17 protein-coding genes are annotated in these 17,512 nt (G+C 64.6%); 1 reads left to right on the top strand and 16 read right to left on the bottom strand.

Annotated features, from left to right (window positions below; translation table 11 throughout):
• Positions 1 to 8: 8 nt before the first annotated feature.
• From metK to E3T39_RS02840, 16 genes are all read right to left on the bottom strand, one after another.
• Complete coding sequence (gene metK, locus E3T39_RS02915) at positions 9 to 1,202, bottom strand: methionine adenosyltransferase (protein WP_134513215.1); 1,194 nt, start codon at positions 1,200 to 1,202, stop codon at positions 9 to 11.
• Between the two features lie 74 nt (positions 1,203 to 1,276).
• Positions 1,277 to 2,503: a bifunctional phosphopantothenoylcysteine decarboxylase/phosphopantothenate--cysteine ligase CoaBC gene (gene coaBC, locus E3T39_RS02910; protein ID WP_134513214.1), complete on the bottom strand. Its 1,227-nt coding sequence runs from the start codon at positions 2,501 to 2,503 to the stop codon at positions 1,277 to 1,279.
• Between the two features lie 26 nt (positions 2,504 to 2,529).
• Entirely contained in the window at positions 2,530 to 2,790 is a 261-nt protein-coding gene (gene rpoZ, locus E3T39_RS02905; protein WP_092107764.1) for a DNA-directed RNA polymerase subunit omega, read from the bottom strand.
• A 116-nt stretch (positions 2,791 to 2,906) separates the two neighbouring features.
• Positions 2,907 to 3,827 carry a guanylate kinase gene (gmk, locus tag E3T39_RS02900; RefSeq protein ID WP_134513213.1) on the bottom strand — a complete coding sequence of 307 codons (921 nt, stop codon included), beginning with the start codon at positions 3,825 to 3,827 and terminating at the stop codon, positions 2,907 to 2,909.
• Positions 3,820 to 4,749: an orotidine-5'-phosphate decarboxylase gene (gene pyrF, locus E3T39_RS02895; protein WP_338145253.1), complete on the bottom strand. Its 930-nt coding sequence runs from the start codon at positions 4,747 to 4,749 to the stop codon at positions 3,820 to 3,822. The genes gmk and pyrF overlap by 8 nt, the downstream gene beginning before the upstream one ends.
• Positions 4,746 to 8,033 (bottom strand): carbamoyl-phosphate synthase large subunit, encoded by a 3,288-nt coding sequence (gene carB, locus E3T39_RS02890; RefSeq protein WP_134513212.1) that lies wholly within the window; start codon positions 8,031 to 8,033, stop codon positions 4,746 to 4,748. The genes pyrF and carB overlap by 4 nt, the downstream gene beginning before the upstream one ends.
• Positions 8,033 to 9,208 (bottom strand): glutamine-hydrolyzing carbamoyl-phosphate synthase small subunit, encoded by a 1,176-nt coding sequence (carA, locus tag E3T39_RS02885; protein ID WP_241979484.1) that lies wholly within the window; start codon positions 9,206 to 9,208, stop codon positions 8,033 to 8,035. The genes carB and carA overlap by 1 nt, the downstream gene beginning before the upstream one ends.
• Before the next feature lie 136 nt (positions 9,209 to 9,344).
• The gene (locus E3T39_RS02880) at positions 9,345 to 9,884 is read right to left on the bottom strand and encodes a PH-like domain-containing protein (protein WP_134513211.1); all 540 of its coding nucleotides are present in this window, start codon (positions 9,882 to 9,884) and stop codon (positions 9,345 to 9,347) included.
• On the bottom strand, positions 9,877 to 11,244 hold the full coding sequence (locus tag E3T39_RS02875) for a dihydroorotase (RefSeq protein WP_174845081.1): 1,368 nt from the start codon (positions 11,242 to 11,244) through the stop codon (positions 9,877 to 9,879). Before E3T39_RS02875 ends, E3T39_RS02880 begins: the two co-directional genes overlap by 8 nt.
• The gene (locus E3T39_RS02870) at positions 11,234 to 12,196 is read right to left on the bottom strand and encodes an aspartate carbamoyltransferase catalytic subunit (RefSeq protein WP_134513210.1); all 963 of its coding nucleotides are present in this window, start codon (positions 12,194 to 12,196) and stop codon (positions 11,234 to 11,236) included. Before E3T39_RS02870 ends, E3T39_RS02875 begins: the two co-directional genes overlap by 11 nt.
• Entirely contained in the window at positions 12,193 to 12,735 is a 543-nt protein-coding gene (gene pyrR, locus E3T39_RS02865) for a bifunctional pyr operon transcriptional regulator/uracil phosphoribosyltransferase PyrR (protein WP_134513209.1), read from the bottom strand. The genes E3T39_RS02870 and pyrR overlap by 4 nt, the downstream gene beginning before the upstream one ends.
• Positions 12,736 to 12,846: 111 nt before the next feature.
• The gene (locus E3T39_RS02860) at positions 12,847 to 13,857 is read right to left on the bottom strand and encodes a thioredoxin domain-containing protein (RefSeq protein ID WP_134513208.1); all 1,011 of its coding nucleotides are present in this window, start codon (positions 13,855 to 13,857) and stop codon (positions 12,847 to 12,849) included.
• 62 nt (positions 13,858 to 13,919) lie between these two features.
• Entirely contained in the window at positions 13,920 to 14,339 is a 420-nt protein-coding gene (gene nusB, locus E3T39_RS02855; RefSeq protein WP_092107754.1) for a transcription antitermination factor NusB, read from the bottom strand.
• Positions 14,336 to 14,899 (bottom strand): elongation factor P, encoded by a 564-nt coding sequence (gene efp / locus E3T39_RS02850; protein WP_092107753.1) that lies wholly within the window; start codon positions 14,897 to 14,899, stop codon positions 14,336 to 14,338. The genes nusB and efp overlap by 4 nt, the downstream gene beginning before the upstream one ends.
• Positions 14,900 to 15,008: 109 nt before the next feature.
• Positions 15,009 to 15,443, bottom strand: a complete 435-nt coding sequence (locus E3T39_RS02845) for a type II 3-dehydroquinate dehydratase (protein WP_134513207.1) — start codon at positions 15,441 to 15,443, stop codon at positions 15,009 to 15,011.
• 47 nt (positions 15,444 to 15,490) lie between these two features.
• Positions 15,491 to 15,889: a hypothetical protein gene (locus E3T39_RS02840; RefSeq protein WP_134513206.1), complete on the bottom strand. Its 399-nt coding sequence runs from the start codon at positions 15,887 to 15,889 to the stop codon at positions 15,491 to 15,493.
• A 227-nt stretch (positions 15,890 to 16,116) separates the two neighbouring features.
• On the opposite strand from E3T39_RS02840, the gene E3T39_RS02835 reads away from it, so the two are divergent.
• A complete protein-coding gene (locus E3T39_RS02835; protein ID WP_241979468.1) occupies positions 16,117 to 17,487 on the top strand; it encodes a GAF domain-containing protein in 1,371 nt (456 codons plus the stop codon).
• Positions 17,488 to 17,512: the final 25 nt, after the last annotated feature.

The following is a 17,512-nucleotide window of genomic DNA, read 5'->3' as shown; positions in this document are numbered from 1 at the left end:
CGCCGGCTTCAGAGGCCGGCGGCGCTGCGCAGATCGTCGACCTTGTCGAGCCGCTCCCAGGTGAAGTCGGGGAGCTCGCGGCCGAAGTGGCCGTACGCGGCCGTCTGCGTGTAGATGGGACGCAACAGATCAAGGGAGTGGATGATGGCTGCCGGCCGCAGGTCGAACACCGCGCGGATAGCCGCGGTGATCTCTGTATCGGGCAGCACACCGGTGCCGAAAGTTTCGACGTACAGGCCGACCGGAGAAGCCTTGCCGATCGCGTAGGCGACCTGCACTTCGAGGCGTTCGGCCAAGCCGGCAGCGACGGCGTTCTTTGCGACCCAGCGCATGGCATAGGCGGCAGACCGGTCGACCTTGGACGGGTCCTTGCCGCTGAACGCACCGCCGCCGTGGCGGCTCGATCCGCCGTAGGTGTCGATGATGATCTTGCGACCCGTCAGGCCGGCATCGCCCTGCGGGCCACCGATTTCGAAGCGTCCCGTGGGGTTGATCAGGGTCGTGAGCGAAGAGGAATCGAGGTCGATCAGGTCGAGTACCGGACGAATCACGAGCTCTTCAACCTCGAGGCGCAACTGCTCGGTGGAAACCGAGGGCGCGTGCTGGGTTGACACCACGACGGTTTCGACGGTGCGCGGGATGATTCCGTCGTAGCCGATGGTGACCTGGGTCTTGCCGTCGGGCCGCAGGTAATCGAGTTCACCGCTCTTGCGCACGAGGGCGAGGCGTTCGGCCAGTCGGTGGGCGATCCAGATGGGGATCGGCATGAGTTCGGGGGTCTCCCGGGTGGCGTAGCCGAACATGATGCCCTGGTCGCCGGCGCCCTGTCGGTCGAAGTCGTCGAGGCTGGACTGCTCGCGCGTCTCGAAGGCGTTGTCGACGCCCTGGGCGATATCGGGTGACTGCCCACCGATGGAGATTTCGACGCCGCACGATCGGCCGTCGAACCAGACGTCCGAGGAGTCGTAGCCGATGTCGGTGATGCACTTGCGCACGATCGACGGAATCTCGACATAGGCCTCGGTGGTGACCTCGCCGGCCACGTGTACGAGACCCGTGGTGACGAGCGTCTCCACGGCGACCCGGCTGTGCGGATCGTCGGCGAGAAGGGCGTCGAGGATGCTGTCGGAGATCTGGTCGCAGATCTTGTCGGGGTGACCTTCGGTGACTGATTCCGAGGTGAAGAGGCGAAGATCGCTCATCTGGCCCGTCTCTGTTTACTAAAAAACGTAGTTTTGAATGAAAGCGTAGGAGTTGTTGGCCGTCGGAGCGAACGCTAGCCGATCAGGTCAAGTATGCAATTGGCCACCGACACTTTGCTACCGGAGGCCTCATTCACTATAACTCCGTGGCGATCGAGCACCGTCACGGTGTTACGTTCCGTGCCGAAACCGGCGCCTTGGCCAACCCGATTTATGACCAGGTAGTCACACCCCTTGCGGGAGATTTTGGCGCGGCCCAGGGTGAGCAGCCGATCGGCATCCGTTTCAGTCTCGGCGGCGAAGCCGATGATCAGCTGCCCCCGCCGGCGCGCGGCAGAGAGGCTGGCCAGAATGTCGGGATTTTTGACAAGTTCCAGGGTGAGGGTGTTCCCCACATCTTCCTTCTTGATCTTGCCGAGCTGCACGGTTTTGGGCCGATAGTCGGCCACCGCAGCGGCCATGATTATGACCTCGGCCGATTCGGCCGCGAGTGCCATGGCCTCGTGCATCTCCAGGGCGCTGCTGACCATGACGGTGGTGATGCTGGTCGGAACCGGCACTTCGAGGTTGGCGGCGACCAGGGTAACGTGAGCTCCCCTGGCCAGCGCAGCCTGAGCGAGTGCGACGCCCTGCTTACCGCTTGACCGATTGCCGAGAAACCGCACCGGGTCGAGAGGTTCCCTGGTGCCACCGGCGCTGATCAGCACCCGGCGACCGGTGAGATCGTGCAGAGCGGATGCCGCGGACTCAGAGGCCAGTTGCACCCGGTCGAGCACAGCCAGAGCCACCGCCACGATGGTCTCGGGCTCTTCCATTCGCCCAGCGCCGGTGTCGGTGCCGGTGAGGCGTCCGACGCCGGGGCCGATGATGGTGACGCCGCGCGACCGCAGTGTGGCGACGTTGGCGACCGTGGCGGCGTTGTTCCACATTTCGGTGTGCATGGCCGGGGCGATCACGAGCGGCGCGGTGCTGGCCAGGATCGTGTTGCCGAGCAGGTCGTCGGCGAGGCCGACTGCGAGTTTGGCGATGCTGTTCGCCGTTGCCGGGGCCACGACGATGAGGTCGGCGCTCTGACCGATGGCGACGTGACGCACCTCGGCGACGCCCTCATAGAGATCGGTGTGCACCGGGTTACGCGAAATCGCTTCGAGGGTCGGCTTGCCGACGAAGCGCAGGGCAGCCGCGGTGGCGACGACGTGGACCGAGTCGCCGTTCAACACGAAAGCGCGCACGATGTTGACTGCCTTGTACGCAGCGATGCCGCCGGTGATACCGACGACGATCGTGCGAGGTGTCTTCATCCTGCGCGCTTTTCGAGAGTGGTGTTCTAGGCCTCGACGATCGGGCGGGAAACGAGCTTGTCGTCGTTGATCTCGCGCAGGGCCACCGAGAGCGGCTTGTCTTCGACGGTCGAGTCGACGAGCGGTCCGACGTTGTCGAACAGGCTGCCTTCGTGCAGGTCGGCGTAGTAGTCGTTGATCTGACGTGCACGCTTGGACGCGAAAATCACGAGGGCATACTTGGAATCGACCTTGGACAGCAGGTCGTCGATGGGCGGGTCAATGATGCCAGTGGGCTTGTTCGCCATTGGTGTCACACTCCTAATAAAGCACGGCCTGTGGCCTGTGCGAATCTGTTGTTGAACGAGTACATGGAAAAGGTAAACGCGTCGCAGGACGCGCACGAATTCGGCAGAAACGGGCGCTACGACATGCTGGATGCAGCGCGGATCTCCATCAAGTCTACGACCTCACGAGCGGCGTCGCCGACATCGTGGTTGATCACGCGATAATCGAACTCGCCCTGGGCCGCTAATTCCAGCTTTGCGGTCTCCAGACGGCGAGCTTGTTCCGCCGCGTCTTCGGTGCCGCGGCCGATTAGGCGGCGCACCAGTTCCTCCCAGCTCGGTGGCAGGAGGAAGACGAGGCGGGCTTCCGGCATGGCCCGCCGAACGGCGCGAGCGCCCTGCAGATCGATTTCGAGGAGCACGCTGTTGCCTGCCGCGATGGCGGCATCGACCGGCCCGCGAGGGGTGCCATAGCGGTAAGCGTTGTGCACTTTGGCCCACTCGAGCAATTCACCAGCCGCGATCATTCCATCGAACTCGTCGTCGGAGACAAAGAAGTAGCTGACTCCCTCAACCTCTCCCGGGCGCGGCGCTCGGGTCGTCGCTGAAACGGAGAGCAACACTTCAGGGTAGTTCTCGCGGATGTACCCGGCAACAGTTCCCTTGCCGACGGCAGTGGGGCCAGCCAGAACGATGAGCTTGGAGTCGACAGCGCTATGCCGCAGGGTTGGTCGTTCAGAGAGAAAATCACGCAGCCGATCGCGCTGATGACGGCCCAACCCGCCGAGGCGTTTGGACGGCGAAATCTCCAAGCGGTGAATTATGCGCTGCATTTTGGTCACTCCGATGGCCGGAATACTCACGAGCAGCTCGGTCACTCGGAGCCGACCCTCGACTCCGATCGGGTCCGCAATCGCTGTGGCAAGCACCTCGAGTGCGGTCCGTTCGCCGGAGGCGACCTCGGCCTTGACGTGAGCGCGAGCGCGTCGTGCCGCAACGGCAGCGCGCGAGGCAGCCACCCGGTCGACTTCGGGCGGGGTTGGACGATTTTCAGCCACGAACGGCACCTACCTCGGCTACTCGGCGCTCAATGGCTTCTTCGATTCGGTGGGGTCCGGCCGAGAGCACACTGCGCGATTCACTCACGATAACCCCATCGGCGTATCCGCCATATATCGAGATCAGATCCATAATATTCCCACCTTGGTGTCCGAAGCCCGGTGCGAGCACGGGAGTTCGAAATTCGGTCGACGCCTGGTGCACGTCAATACCGAAGACGGCCAGGTCGAGAGTGGCTCCCAGCACGACGCCGATCGACCCGAGACCGGTCACTGCGTGAGTGGATGCCGCCACGTCGATGGCCCGGCCGGCCCGCGCATTCCGCTCTCCGACCTCATCGACAATGGCCCGGGCGACACTCCAACCCGCGTGGCTTCCCTCGGCCACGATTGCTTGCTGAATGTCCGCGGCCTCGGGGTTGGACGTCGCCGCAAGCAGGAAGACACCCTTGCCGTGTGCGGCCGCGAGACTGAGCGACGAGTCGAGCGAACCGACACCCATGTACGCGGCCAGGGTGAGGGCATCCACTTCGAGTGGGGAACCGGGTGACAGCCAAGCCTGCGCATAGGCCAGCGCGCTCGTGCCGAGGTCGCCGCGCTTGGCGTCGCCGATCACGAGCAGACCAGCCTGCCTGGCGTCGGAAAGCACCCGTTCGAGAGCGACGAAACCGGCCGAACCGAAACGTTCGTAGAACGCGACCTGCGGCTTGACCAGGCCGACCCGGCCGGCCGCAGCGGCGACAACCGCGCGGCCGAACGATTCGGCGCCGGCGGCCGTATCGGGTAGGTTCCAGTCGCGCAGCAGCCAGGAATGCGGATCGATACCTACGCAGAGCTGGCCGCGCTCAGCGAACACTCCAGCGAGGCGATCACCGAAGGAGACGACCGATCCGGTCGCGGCCGGCTCAGCCGACACCGTCACAACAGGGCCGTTCGCGCCGTGGCGTACTCCTGGAGCGAGGTCACCTCAAACCCATCGCGGATCGAGTCGATCGAGGCGACCGCGGCGCTGAGCTCGGCGATGGTCGTGAACAGCGGCAGATCGCCGGCGACAGCGGCCGCCCGAATCTCGTAGCCGTCGGCCCTGGCCGTGCTGCCGCCGGGGGTGTTGATGACGATCTGAATCTCCTCGCGGCGAATGAGCTCGACGATCGAGACGTCGTCCTCCCCCGCCTTCTCACTGAACTTGGTCACGACACGGGCACGGATACCGTTGCGCTGCAAAACCTCCGCGGTACCGATGGTCGCCGCGATCTCGTAGCCGAGCTGCTGCAGGCGCAGCATGGGCAGGATGATCGCGCGCTTATCGCGGTCGGAGACCGACACGAAGACGGTGCCGGAGAGCGGGATTCCGCCGTAAGCGGCGAGCTGGCTCTTGGCGAAGGCCCGCGGAAAGTCGCGGTCGATACCCATGACCTCGCCGGTGGAGCGCATCTCCGGACCGAGGATCGAGTCAACGACGAGGCCCTCGGGGGTGCGGAACCGGTTGAACGGCAGCACGGCTTCCTTCACGGCGACGGGCGATTCAATCGGCACGCGGGAGCCGTCGATGAGCGGCAGCTTGCCATCGGCTTTCAGCTGCGCGATGGTCGTACCGACCATGATCAGCGCGGCGGCCTTGGCCAGCGTAATGCCGAGCGCTTTCGCGACGAACGGCACCGTGCGCGAGGCACGCGGGTTGGCCTCGAGCACATAGAGCACACCGGCGCCGATGGCGAACTGCACGTTGAGCAGGCCCTTGACCCCGATGCCGCGGGCGATGCCGAGCGTGGCTTCGCGCACCCGGTCGATCTCGGCGCGGCCGAGGGTGACCGGCGGCAGGGTGCAGCTCGAGTCGCCGGAGTGGATTCCGGCCTCTTCGATGTGCTCCATGACGCCGCCAATGTAGAGCTCGTGACCGTCGTAAATGGCGTCGACGTCGATCTCGATCGCGTCGTCGAGAAAACGGTCAACCAGAAGAGGATGCCCAGCGCCGATGATTCCCTGCCCCGCCATGCGGGAGAAATAGTCGGCGAGCGACGGGGAATCGTAGACGATCTCCATGCCGCGGCCGCCGAGCACGTAGCTCGGGCGAACGAGCACGGGATAGCCGATCTCTTCGGCCACCACGACGGCACCGCCGAAGTCGATCGCCGTTCCATTGCGGGGGGCGAGCAGGCCGGCATCATCGAGGATCTTCGAAAACAGTCCGCGTTCCTCGGCGAGGTCGATGGCGTCGGGGGTGGTACCGAGAATGGGGATACCGGCCGCTTCCAGGCCGCGCGCGAGGCTCAATGCGGTCTGGCCGCCGAGCTGTACGACGACACCGACGAGTTCGCCGCTCTGGCTCTCGGCGTAGATGACCTCGAGCACGTCTTCGAGGGTGAGCGGCTCGAAGTAGAGCCGGTCGCTGGTGTCGTAGTCGGTGGAGACCGTCTCCGGGTTGCAGTTGATCATGATGGTCTCGTAGCCGGCTTCGGACAGCGCGAAGGAGGCGTGCACGCAGGAATAATCGAATTCGACACCCTGCCCGATGCGGTTCGGACCGGAGCCCAGGATGACAACCTTGCGGCGGTCGCTGGCGACGACCTCGGTCTCATCGTCGTAGCTGGAGTAGTGGTACGGGGTCAGGGCCGGGAACTCCCCCGCGCAGGTGTCGACGGTCTTGAACACGGGACGCACGCCGAGAATGTGGCGTACGGTGCGAACATCCGCTTCGCCAAAACCGCGCAATTCGCCAATCTGGGCGTCGGAGAAGCCGTGGTCCTTGGCGAGGATCATGACGTCGCGGTCGAGCCGGTCGGCGGAAGCGACCTGGTCGGCGATCTCGTTGATCAAAACGATCTGATCGAGGAACCACGGGTCGATCTTGGTGGCGGCGAAGACCTGCTCGATGGTCGCGCCACGACGGAGGGCCTGCTGCACGGTGACGATGCGGCCGTCGGTAGGAATCTCGGCCACGGCGAGCAGTTCGTCGACCGTGCGGGTCTCCGTACCCCAGTGAAAGCTCGAGCCGCGCTTTTCGAGCGAGCGCAGCGCCTTCTGCAGAGCGGATGCGAAGCTGCGACCGATGGCCATTGCCTCACCGACCGATTTCATGGTCGTGGTCAGACGCTGGTCGGCGGCCGGGAACTTCTCGAACGCGAAGCGCGGCACCTTGACCACGACGTAGTCGAGGGTGGGTTCGAAGCTCGCCGGGGTGACACCGGTGATGTCGTTGGGGATCTCGTCGAGACGGTAGCCGATGGCGAGCTTGGCCGCAATCTTGGCGATCGGAAAACCGGTCGCCTTGCTGGCCAGGGCCGAAGAACGCGATACCCGGGGGTTCATCTCGATCACGATGACGCGGCCGTCGGCCGGGTTGATCGCGAACTGGATGTTGCAGCCGCCGGTGTCGACGCCGACGGCGCGGATGATGTCGATTGAGATGTCGCGCAGGTGCTGGAATTCACGGTCGGTCAGGGTGAGGGCCGGCGCGACGGTGATCGAGTCGCCGGTGTGTACACCGACCGGGTCGACGTTTTCGATGGAGCAGACGACGACGGTATTGTCGGCCGTGTCGCGCATCATCTCGAGCTCGTACTCTTTCCAGCCGAGAATCGACTCCTCGAGCAGCACCTCGGTCGTGGGGCTGTGGTGCAGGCCGTCTGTGACGATGCGGCGCAGTTCCTCCTCGGTGTAGGCGAAGCCCGAACCGAGGCCGCCCATGGTGAAGGAGGGGCGCACGACCAGCGGGTAGCCGAGGTCGGCGGCGTAGCCGACGGCTTCCTCGACAGAACGGGCGATGAACGAGCGGGCCACGTCTGCACCGGCGTCGAGCACGAGCTGCTTGAAGATCATGCGGTCTTCGCCCTTGTTGATGGCGTCGAAGCTCGCGCCGATCAGCTCGACGTCATACTTCTGGAGGATTCCGCGCTCGTGCAGCTGGATTGCTGCGTTGAGGGCGGTCTGCCCGCCCAGGGTGGGCAGAATCGCATCCGGCCGTTCCTTGGCGATGATCGTTTCGAGAATCTCGGCCGTGATCGGTTCGATGTAGGTCGCGTCGGCAAAGTCGGGGTCGGTCATGATGGTGGCCGGGTTGGAGTTGACCAGGATGACGCGCACGCCCTCTTCACGCAGCACGCGGCACGCCTGGGTGCCGGAGTAGTCGAACTCGCAGGCCTGGCCGATTACGATCGGGCCGCTGCCGATGACAAGAACACTGTTGATATCGTCGCGCTTAGGCATTATTTGGTTTCTCCTGCAGTGCCGCGCTGCGAAGCAAGCACAACGTCTCTGAATCGATCGAACAAGTGGTTGGCGTCGTGCGGGCCAGAGGCGGCCTCCGGGTGGTACTGCACCGAAAAAGCGTTGATGTCGAGGCAGCGGATGCCTTCGACCACCTGGTCGTTGAGGCTGTAGTGGCTCACTTCCACGCGTCCGAAGCCGGCGCGCGAGTCGTGGACGCCCTCGATGGGCATGTCGACGGCGAATCCGTGGTTCTGCGAGGTGATCTCCACCCGTCCGGTGGTCTTGTCGAGCACGGGTTGGTTGATGCCCCGGTGCCCGAACGGAAGCTTGTAGGTGCGAAAACCGAGTGCCCGGCCGAGCAGCTGGTTGCCGAAGCAGATACCGAAGTAGGGAATGCCCGCGCGGAGCACCTCCTGAAGCAGCGTGACGTGGGCGTCGGACGCGGCCGGGTCACCGGGTCCGTTGGAGAAGAACAGGGCAGAGGGCTTCAGCGAGAGAACGTGCTCGGCGGTGACCGATTGAGGCAATACGAGCACCTCGAACCCACGCTCGGCGAGATAGGTGAGTGTGCTGGTTTTCACGCCGAGGTCGAGTACGGCCACCGAGCCGATGCGCTCGCCCTGTGCGGGAATCGAGAAGGGATCAACGGTCGAGACCTCGAGGGAGAGATTGCGACCGCGCATGGGCGCGCCGGAGAGCACACGTTCGAGCTGTTCGCTGTCGGACAAGCCGAACAGGTCGCCCGAGAAGATCCCGCTCTTCATCGCGCCCTTCGAGCGGATATGGCGGGTGATCGCACGGGTGTCGATGCCGCTGATCCCGACGACTCCCTGCGCTTCGAGGTCGTCGTCGACGGTGCGGGTGGCGCGAAAATTCGAAGCGATCCGGGCCGGTTCCCGCACGATGAAGCCGGCGACCCAGATCTGGCGGGACTCCATATCCTCGTCGTTCATTCCGGTGTTGCCGATGTGCGGGGCAGTCATGAGCACGATCTGCCCGGCGTAGGACGGGTCGGTCAGGGTTTCCTGATAGCCGGTCATGCCGGTAGCAAAGACGATCTCGCCGAGCGTCTGGCCTTCACTGCCGTACCTGCGGCCCACGAAGCGGCGACCGTCTTCCAGAACGAGCACGGCCGGGCCGGGCCGGTCGGTCGCAGCGCGCGTGCTACTCAGTGTTGGCGATACGCCGGCAGCGGGTGCGACGGCTTCGGTTGGTACGGCATCCGTTGGTACAGCATCTGTTGGCACTGCATCTGTTGGCACAGCCTGGATTGCTTCTGCCTGGTCTGGGGCGGTCGAGTCGGGCACGTCAGGCCTCGCTTTCGTCTTGATGGGCCGTGGCGGCAATGGTTCGGATCGAGTCGACGAGGCGAGCACGATCATTCGGATCGATGATGCGAAAGAAGCTGTCGACGGCGCGGCGGTCGTCGGGCGCGGAAGCGGTTCCGGCAGCGAGACGCCAGCTCAGGCATACCAGACCGTCGGTTTCGACCACTCGGTCGATGGCCACCTGGGCCGCGCCAATCGCGTCGATAGCGCTGGCGGGAATGAACACCGGCTGGTTGCCATCGAGGTCGAGGGTCACGCCGGCCTCGGTCACGGCGACAGCGGCGCGGGCGCGAAAGCCCAGCCCGCGAATGGCAAGGCGTTCGAGGGGCGCATCGCGCGGTGTGGTCGCCACATAGTAGGTCTCGGCACCGCCCAGTGCGGCTCCGGCATTTTCCGGCCTCGGGTAGCCGGCGGTGAGAGCGGCATCCCGTCGACTGCGCTTTCGCCAACTGCGCCACATGAGAACGAGAACGCCGAGCAGAACAATGCCTGTGATGATGGCGGGAATGGACCTATCCATGGGTGACTATTCCCCTCGCGTGGCCGGCTATCTCGAGGCTGCTTCGAACAGCGCCGTCGAGCACCGTGGCGTAGCCACGGTGGAATGTCGCTCGTACGTCGCCGGGCAGCGTCATGGACAAGTACGGCGAGTTCGAGCTCGTACCGGCCAGGTCGGCGCGGCCGAATACTCGGGTCGCTGCCGGGTCGTAGAGGGTGAGTTCGGCCGGGGAACCGACCGCGATCGGGTTGCCCTGACCAATCAGGTGCCCGATTTGAGCGGGCGCGCGCGAAAGAACGCGTTCGATGTCGGCCCAGTCGAGCAGCCCGGTCGCGACAACGGCGGCATGCACGACCGAGAGGGCCGATTCCAGCCCGACCATGCCGTTGGCGGCGGCATCCCACTCACAGTCCTTGCTTTCAACCGGATGCGGTGCGTGGTCGGTCGCGACGATGTCGATCGTGCCGTCGGCGAGGCCGGCGCGCAGCGCCTCGACGTCCTCGCGGGCTCGCAGCGGCGGATTCACCTTGAATCGGGCATCGTAACCGCGCACGAGGTCTTCGGTCAGCAGCAGGTGGTGCGGCGTGACCTCGGCCGTCACATTGATGCCGCGAGCTTTGGCCCAGCGGATCACGTCGACCGAACCGGCCGTGGAGACGTGGCAGACGTGCAGGCGCGACCCAACGTGTTCGGCCAGCAGCACATCGCGGGCAATGATGGATTCTTCGGCGACGGCCGGCCAGCCGACGAGGCCGAGCTCACCGGAGAGTGCACCTTCGTTCATTTGCGCTTTTTCGGTGAGGCGTGGTTCCTGAGAGTGCTGCGCGATGACGCCGTCGAAGGCCTTGACGTACTCGAGGGCACGGCGCATGAGGAGCGGGTCAGAGACGCAGAATCCGTCGTCCGAGAACACCCGCACGCGGGCCCGGCTGGATGCCATGGCTCCGAGTTCGGCGAGTTGTTTGCCGGCCAGGCCTACGGTGACAGCGCCGATGGGCTGAACGTCAACGTAGCCGGCGCTCTCGCCGAGGGCGAGTACTTGCTCGACTACCCCGGCAGTGTCCTGGGCCGGAAGGGTGTTGGCCATGGCGAACACACTCGTGAACCCGCCCCGGGCAGCGGCGCGGCTGCCGCTCAGCACGGTTTCGCTGTGCTCGTAGCCGGGTTCGCGCAGGTGGGCGTGCAGGTCGACCAGGCCGGGCAGCGCGATGAGGCCGTCGGCGTCGATCACCCTCGCGCCGCTCTGGGACAGGCCGGTCCCGAGCTCGGCGATTCGCCCGCCAGCGAGACGGATGTCGGTGCGCGTGCCGTTCGGCAGGGTCGCGCCGCGAATCAGCCAGCTGTCGTGCAGTTCGTGTTGCTGCAATCCGTCAATCGACATTCTTCGATTCCTTCCGATCACCGGATAAGAGCAAGTAGAGCGCGGCCATCCGCACGGAGACACCGTTCGTGACCTGTTCGAGCACGGTCGAGTTCGCGGAGTCGGCCGCCGCCGAAGAGATCTCCAGACCACGATTCATCGGGCCAGGGTGCATAACAATGCTAGCCGGAGCGAGCCGACCGAATCGCGCGTCGTCGAGCCCCCAGACCCGGGAGTACTCGCGGCTGCTCGGAAAAAAAGCCGCGCTCATCCGTTCGGTCTGGATGCGCAGCATCATGACCACGTCGGGGCCGGCATCGATCGCATCATCGAGGTCGAAGCTGAAGCGAGCCGGCCACAGGGTGGTGTCACTCGGCAACAGGGTGGGCGGGGCGACGAACGTGACCTCCGCGCCGAGGGTAGTGAGCAGCCAGAGGTTGGAGCGGGCCACCCGGGAATGCAGTACATCGCCGACGATCGTGACGGCAACCCCGTCGAGTCCACGGCTACGGGAGGCCTGGCCGTGGATGCGGCGGCGAATGGTGAAGGCGTCGAGCAGGGCCTGGGTGGGATGCTCGTGGGTGCCGTCGCCGGCGTTGATGATGCCGGCGTCGATCCACCCGCTCGCAGCGAGCACGGCGGGGGCCCCTGAGGCCGGGTGGCGAATGACGACGCCGTCCGCACCGATCGCCGCGAGGGTCTGAGCGGTATCCTTCAGGCTTTCACCCTTCGACACGCTCGATCCCTTGGCGCTGAAGTTGATCACATCGGCACTGAGTCGCTTTGCAGCCGCTTCAAAGGAGATGCGGGTGCGTGTGGAGTCTTCGAAGAAGAGGTTCACGACGGTCTTGCCACGCAGCGTCGGGAGTTTTTTGACCTCGCGCTGTGCGACATCCGCCATGTCTTCGGCAATGTCGAGCAGGTTGATGGCCTCGTCGCGGGAGAGGTCCTTAGTCGAGAGAAGGTGCCTCATCGGTCACTCCCGCCGTCGATCGAGACGAATTCGTCACCGTCGATCTCTTCGAGGTGCACGTTGATGCGCTCGTCAGCAGCCGTCGGCAGGTTTCGACCGACGAAGTCAGCGCGAATCGGCAGCTCACGATGGCCGCGATCAATGAGAACGGCCAGGCGCACGATGTTCGGGCGGCCGTGGTCGCCGAGCGCGTCGAGGGCGCTGCGTATGGTGCGACCCGAGTACAGCACATCATCGACGAGCACGACAGTAGCATCGTCGATGCTCCCAGGAACTTCGGTCCGCGACGGTGTGCGGGTGCGTCCGTGGGCGAGATCGTCTCGATAGAGCGTAACGTCGAGCGATCCGACCCGCAGCGCGGTTGCCGCTGGTTCGATACGTTGGATGATCTCTGCGATGCGGCGGGCGAGTACCACGCCCCGGGTCGGGATGCCGAGAATGACGAGGTTGTCCGGCCCCCGATTGGACTCCAGGATCTCGTGAGAAATTCGAGTCAACGCGCGGGTGATGTCAGCTTGGGTGAGCACAATGTGCGCCAAATGCCGACCTCCTTCCCCGTCTCACAGGACGGATCATTAAAGGATGTCTGAATACGATCAGCTTACCGTTGGCATCGTTGTCCGCGCACCATCGGCTCGTGTTAGAGCGAATTATGAAAAGGCAGTTGCAACGAACGCCTGAAATTCGGCCAGGTCAATGTTGCTTCCGGTGTAAAGCGCTCCGTCAACGAGCACGGTTGGGGTGCCCTTAATGGACGCGACCTCAGCTCCTTCGATCGGCCCCTTCAGTGCCACCTCGGTGTTGTGCTGCGACCAGCCCTGGTAGTCCCCGGCTTCGGCGCAGTCGGCGATACTGACCGCACCGGGTGCGAGGTCCGCGAGTTCCCGATTACTGAGCCCGGCCGTTTCTTCGAGCGGCTGGTTGGCGAATAGCGCCGCGAGAAACTCGAGGGTCTGGTCGGGGTTCAGGGTGGCCTGGCAGGTCAGCGCCGCGGATGCGCGGCTGGAGTAGTTCGTGCCCTCCGAGAGTCGGTCGAGAAAGGTCAGCGAGTGCACCCGGAGGGTGATGACACCGCTCGCTACGCCCGCAGCCAGCAAATCTCCGTTGGTCTGCTCGAACTGGGCGCAGAATGGGCACATCGGGTCCACGTATTCGTCGATGATGACTGCGCCGGTACCGAATTCGAGATATCCACCATCGAAGTTGGCGGCGCCCAACTGACCGGTCGGCAGCGGTGCCGTCGACTCCGTAGGTTCCAGCGGTGCCGTCGACTCCGTAGGTTCCGTAGGTTCCGTCGGCGCCGACGGCGCCGAGGACGTCAGGTCAGCGTTCAGCGCGATGAAGAATGCTCCGACCGCGGAAGCGAACACGATCAGTAACACCAGCAAAATGGCCGTCACAGCAACGCGAAGGTACCCGATGATAAGCCCGGCCAGTGCAAAACCCCGGCCGAGTTCGCCGCGTGCGCGAATTTGCCCGAGCGCGATATGCCCCGTGATTATTGCAACGAGTCCGATGAAGAACGACGATGCGAACGACAAAATCGCCAGGGTGTTGGTCTTTGGTACGGTCACAAAAGGAGCGGCCGGCGCCGGCGGCGGCGCATATGGGTTGGGCTGATGCGGCTCGTCAAGGGAGCCGTTCGGTCCGAGGCTATCCATGTTCGTGTCCTTCGGTGACGCCCTGGCGCACCCGGCGTTAGCCAAGCCTGCCGGTCGGGTCGTTAGGCAGACGGCGCGGTTTGGGCGATTTTGCCGAGCAGTCCATTGACAAAGCCGGCCGAGTCATCCGTTGACAGGATCTTGGCGGCCTCGACGGCTTCATCGATTGCGACAGCGTGCGGGACCGCGTCGTTGTACAGAATCTCCCAGATTCCGATGCGCAGAATGGCGCGATCGATGTTGGGCATGCGGGCGAGCGACCAGCCCTGCGAGTAGGTCTCGATCAGTTCGTCGATCTCTTCGCGATGGTCAACGACCCCGTCGACGAGCTCACGAGCGTACAGCCAGGAGGCGAGACGAGCGGGTTCACTCGCTGCACGCTCGGCTTCTGTTGCGAGCGACTCCGGAATGCTGATCTGGCGAACATCCGCTGCGTACAGGATGTCGATGGCGCGCTTGCGAGCCTTGGTACGTGCGCTCATTCGTTGACGCGGCCGAGGTAGTCGCCGGTGCGGGTGTCGACCTTGACCTTGGTGCCCTGTTCGAGGAACAGCGGAACCTGAATCTGGTAGCCGGTCTCCACGGTGGCCGGCTTGGTGCCGCCGGTGGAGCGGTCGCCCTGCAGGCCCGGCTCCGTATAGGTGATTTCCAGGGTGACGGATGCCGGCAGCTCCACGTACAGCGGGTTGCCGTTGTGCAGGGCCACGGTCACGGCCTGGTTTTCGAGCATGAAGTTGCTCGCATCGCCCACGACCGCGGCGGAGACGGTGATCTGGTCGTAGTCGGCGACATCCATGAAGACGTAGGCGTCGCCGTCGTTGTAGAGGTACTGAAAGTCGCGACGATCAACATTCTCGGTCTCGATCTTGGCGCCGGCGTTGAACGTGCGGTCAACGGTCTTGCCCGAGACGACGTTCTTCATCTTGGTGCGAACGAAGGCGCCACCCTTGCCCGGCTTGACGTGCTGAAACTCGACGACGGCCCAGAGCTGGCCATCCATGTTGAGTACGACGCCGTTTCTGATATCAGCGGTAGAAGCCATGGGAGGGGTGTTCCGTTCAATTGATAAGGTGCGCGGGTGCAAATGGCACCTTGTCGAGTCTAGGTGCCGAAGCCTCAGTCGCCAAAGGCAGCACCTTTTCGGCCCTGCGTCACGAAGTGGTGACGAAGTCCAGGGCCAGCCGGTAGGAGTCAAAGCCAAGACCGGCAATGACACCGGTCGCGATGGCGCTGACCACACTCGTGTGACGGAACGTTTCACGGGCGTGCGGGTTCGAGATGTGCACCTCGATCAGCGGCAGACCCGCCTTGGTGACGAGGGCAGCGGCATCTCTCAGCGCGTAGCTGTAGTGCGTGAACGCTGCCGGATTCAGAATGACCGGCATCCGCTCGTCAACGGCTTCGTACAGCCAGTGGATCAGCTCAGCCTCGTCGTCGGTCTGCCGCAGGTCGATCCTGACCCCGTTACGAGCGGATGCCACGAGCATCTCGCGCAGGTCGTCCAGGTTCGCCGACCCGTACACGTCAGGCTCGCGACTACCCAGGCGCCCGAGGTTCGGACCGTTCAGAACCAGCACTGTACTCATCCACTCAGCCTAGGCCGTCCCCGTACAGCTGCCTCGTCGGCGGTCCCTCAGGGAGTGAGAACGGCCACGCCGTCATCGTGAGCGACGAACAGGCCGGTAATGCGCATGAGCTTGCCAAAGGACTCGGTCAACTCCACGGCCCAGGCCTGGTCTGGGGCAGTGCGGGCAGCTGACCCCGGTCGTTCCAGGGTCACTATGAGGCTGCCTCCCGGGGCATCACTGGCCAGGATTTCGTTGATCCGCACGGCGAACGGTCGCACCGAACCAGGTTCGGGCCGGAGCGGAATGCCATCGATGGGAATCAGCAGCGAGAGCTGTTGTCCGTGGGCGTCGAGAACCATGAGCCAAAGCTGGCGGCGGATGGCGTGGCCGATCAGGTCGAAAACCCGTGCCCTGGCCTGCACCACCGTGGTCACGGGCGGAGCGTCGTCGATGTTGATTGTCATCTGCTCAGAATGAACGGCTCCAGCGGTCTCGGATGCTTATCCACAGGAATTGTGTGAATCCGCTCCGCTGTGAGTATCTTCCGGCGGGCGTCCGGTCGTCAGCGACGTCGACGTCGCGGCTCGGTTCGGGCAGTTCGATGCCCGCACACCGCGCTGCGGCAGGGCCCTAGAATGAAACTCTGACGGCGGCCGCGGCGGCCGCGCCCGACCACTGCTAACGGAGGCAGATGCTGATGGGACACGGCTTGAAGAGTACGTCGTCGGTTCCGTCCGGCCCAGCGCGTGAGAATCTGCTCGCCCTGGAACGGGCCCACCAATCCGCCATCACAGACCGCATCTTCCGGTCCGGTGTGCGCCAGCTCGTGCAGGATTCCTGGCAGCGCTCCCTCTCCCTCAGCCTCGACCCGGGGAGGGTGGCACCCGAGCGGGCACTGACCGACACCGAGCTGCGCGACCTGCGCAACCGGCATCCGCTTGCCGCCGTGTTACCGGTCGTACACAACCTGCTGATCCGCCACGCCTTTGATGCTGAGTTACTCGTTGCCATCGGCGACGAATCCGGCCGGTTGCTCTGGATCGACGGCGATAGGGTGCTGCGCCGCCAGGTCGAGGAAATGCTGTTCGTCGAGGGGGCCGACTGGTCGGAAAAACGGGTCGGAACCAGCGCCCCCGGTACCGCCCTGGCCCTGGACCGCGGCATTCAGATTCGGCGGGCCGAACACTTCAACGCCCTCGCGCACCCCTGGAGCTGCACGGCCGTACCCATCCACGACCCAGACACCGGCAAAATCCTCGGCGTGATCGACATCACCGGCGGCGATCAGGCAGTCGCACCGCAAACACTCCCCCTCGTTGAAGCAGCTGTCGCCGCGATGGAGGCCGAGTTGCGCATCCAGCGCCTCCGCCAGCCGAATTCTTCGCCGCCCGCCTACCGATCGCAGATATCGCTTCCGACGAGCGTGCCGCGGCTCGCGCCGGCCGGTCTGAGTGTGCTCGGCACCGATCACGGCCAGCTGTACTCTGGCGGCAGCACCGTGGATGTTTCGCCCCGCCACACCGAGATTCTCACGCTTCTGGCCTGGCACCGCGAAGGACTTTCCGCCGATCGTCTGGCCGGCTATCTTTTTCATCTGGACCCAGCGGTGGAAACGCTGCGCGCCGAAATGGTGCGGGTACGCAAGGTCCTCGCCCTCCTCGACCCTCCGATCACGATCACCTCCCGCCCGTATCGGCTGGAATCGCGGCTCGAACTCGACGCCCAACAAGTGTTGGCTTTTCTGGAGCGCGGCGCCCACCGGGTGGCTCTCGGCGCCTACCGCGGCGCTGTACTCCCTGGATCGTCAGCTCCCGGGATCATCGAAATCCGTTCAGAAGTGAGCAGCCGACTCCGCGAGGCGATGCTCGCCGATGCCTCGGTCGACCTGCTGCTCACCTACGCGCGTACCGAAGAAGCAACCTGGGACACCGAAGTCTGGCGGGCCTGCCTCGAGCTCCTTCCGGCCCGATCGCCCAAACGTGCAACGGTCGTGGCGCATCTGGCGCGCATCGAAGTCGAAATTGGCGGCCATCGCAACATTCTGCAACGTTCCCGCTCCTAGAGTCGGATCAGGCCGCAGGTTTGCG

The sequence above is a fragment of the Cryobacterium suzukii genome, assembly GCF_004403185.1.
GTDB lineage: Bacteria > Actinomycetota > Actinomycetes > Actinomycetales > Microbacteriaceae > Cryobacterium > Cryobacterium suzukii.
This window is presented reverse-complemented; position numbering and strand designations above follow the sequence as displayed.

Excerpts from the sequence above, each read along its gene's own strand:
- metK (WP_134513215.1), bottom strand. The coding sequence starts at position 1,202 with ATGAGCGATCTTCGCCTCTTCACCTCGGAATCAGTCACCGAAGGTCAC.
- coaBC (WP_134513214.1), bottom strand. The coding sequence starts at position 2,503 with ATGAAGACACCTCGCACGATCGTCGTCGGTATCACCGGCGGCATCGCT.
- rpoZ (WP_092107764.1), bottom strand. The coding sequence starts at position 2,790 with ATGGCGAACAAGCCCACTGGCATCATTGACCCGCCCATCGACGACCTG.
- carB (WP_134513212.1), bottom strand. The coding sequence starts at position 8,033 with ATGCCTAAGCGCGACGATATCAACAGTGTTCTTGTCATCGGCAGCGGC.
- E3T39_RS02880 (WP_134513211.1), bottom strand. The coding sequence starts at position 9,884 with ATGGATAGGTCCATTCCCGCCATCATCACAGGCATTGTTCTGCTCGGC.
- E3T39_RS02875 (WP_174845081.1), bottom strand. The coding sequence starts at position 11,244 with ATGTCGATTGACGGATTGCAGCAACACGAACTGCACGACAGCTGGCTG.
- E3T39_RS02870 (WP_134513210.1), bottom strand. The coding sequence starts at position 12,196 with ATGAGGCACCTTCTCTCGACTAAGGACCTCTCCCGCGACGAGGCCATC.
- E3T39_RS02860 (WP_134513208.1), bottom strand. The coding sequence starts at position 13,857 with ATGGATAGCCTCGGACCGAACGGCTCCCTTGACGAGCCGCATCAGCCC.
- nusB (WP_092107754.1), bottom strand. The coding sequence starts at position 14,339 with ATGAGCGCACGTACCAAGGCTCGCAAGCGCGCCATCGACATCCTGTAC.
- efp (WP_092107753.1), bottom strand. The coding sequence starts at position 14,899 with ATGGCTTCTACCGCTGATATCAGAAACGGCGTCGTACTCAACATGGAT.
- E3T39_RS02845 (WP_134513207.1), bottom strand. The coding sequence starts at position 15,443 with ATGAGTACAGTGCTGGTTCTGAACGGTCCGAACCTCGGGCGCCTGGGT.
- E3T39_RS02840 (WP_134513206.1), bottom strand. The coding sequence starts at position 15,889 with ATGACAATCAACATCGACGACGCTCCGCCCGTGACCACGGTGGTGCAG.
- E3T39_RS02835 (WP_241979468.1), top strand. The coding sequence starts at position 16,117 with ATGCTGATGGGACACGGCTTGAAGAGTACGTCGTCGGTTCCGTCCGGC.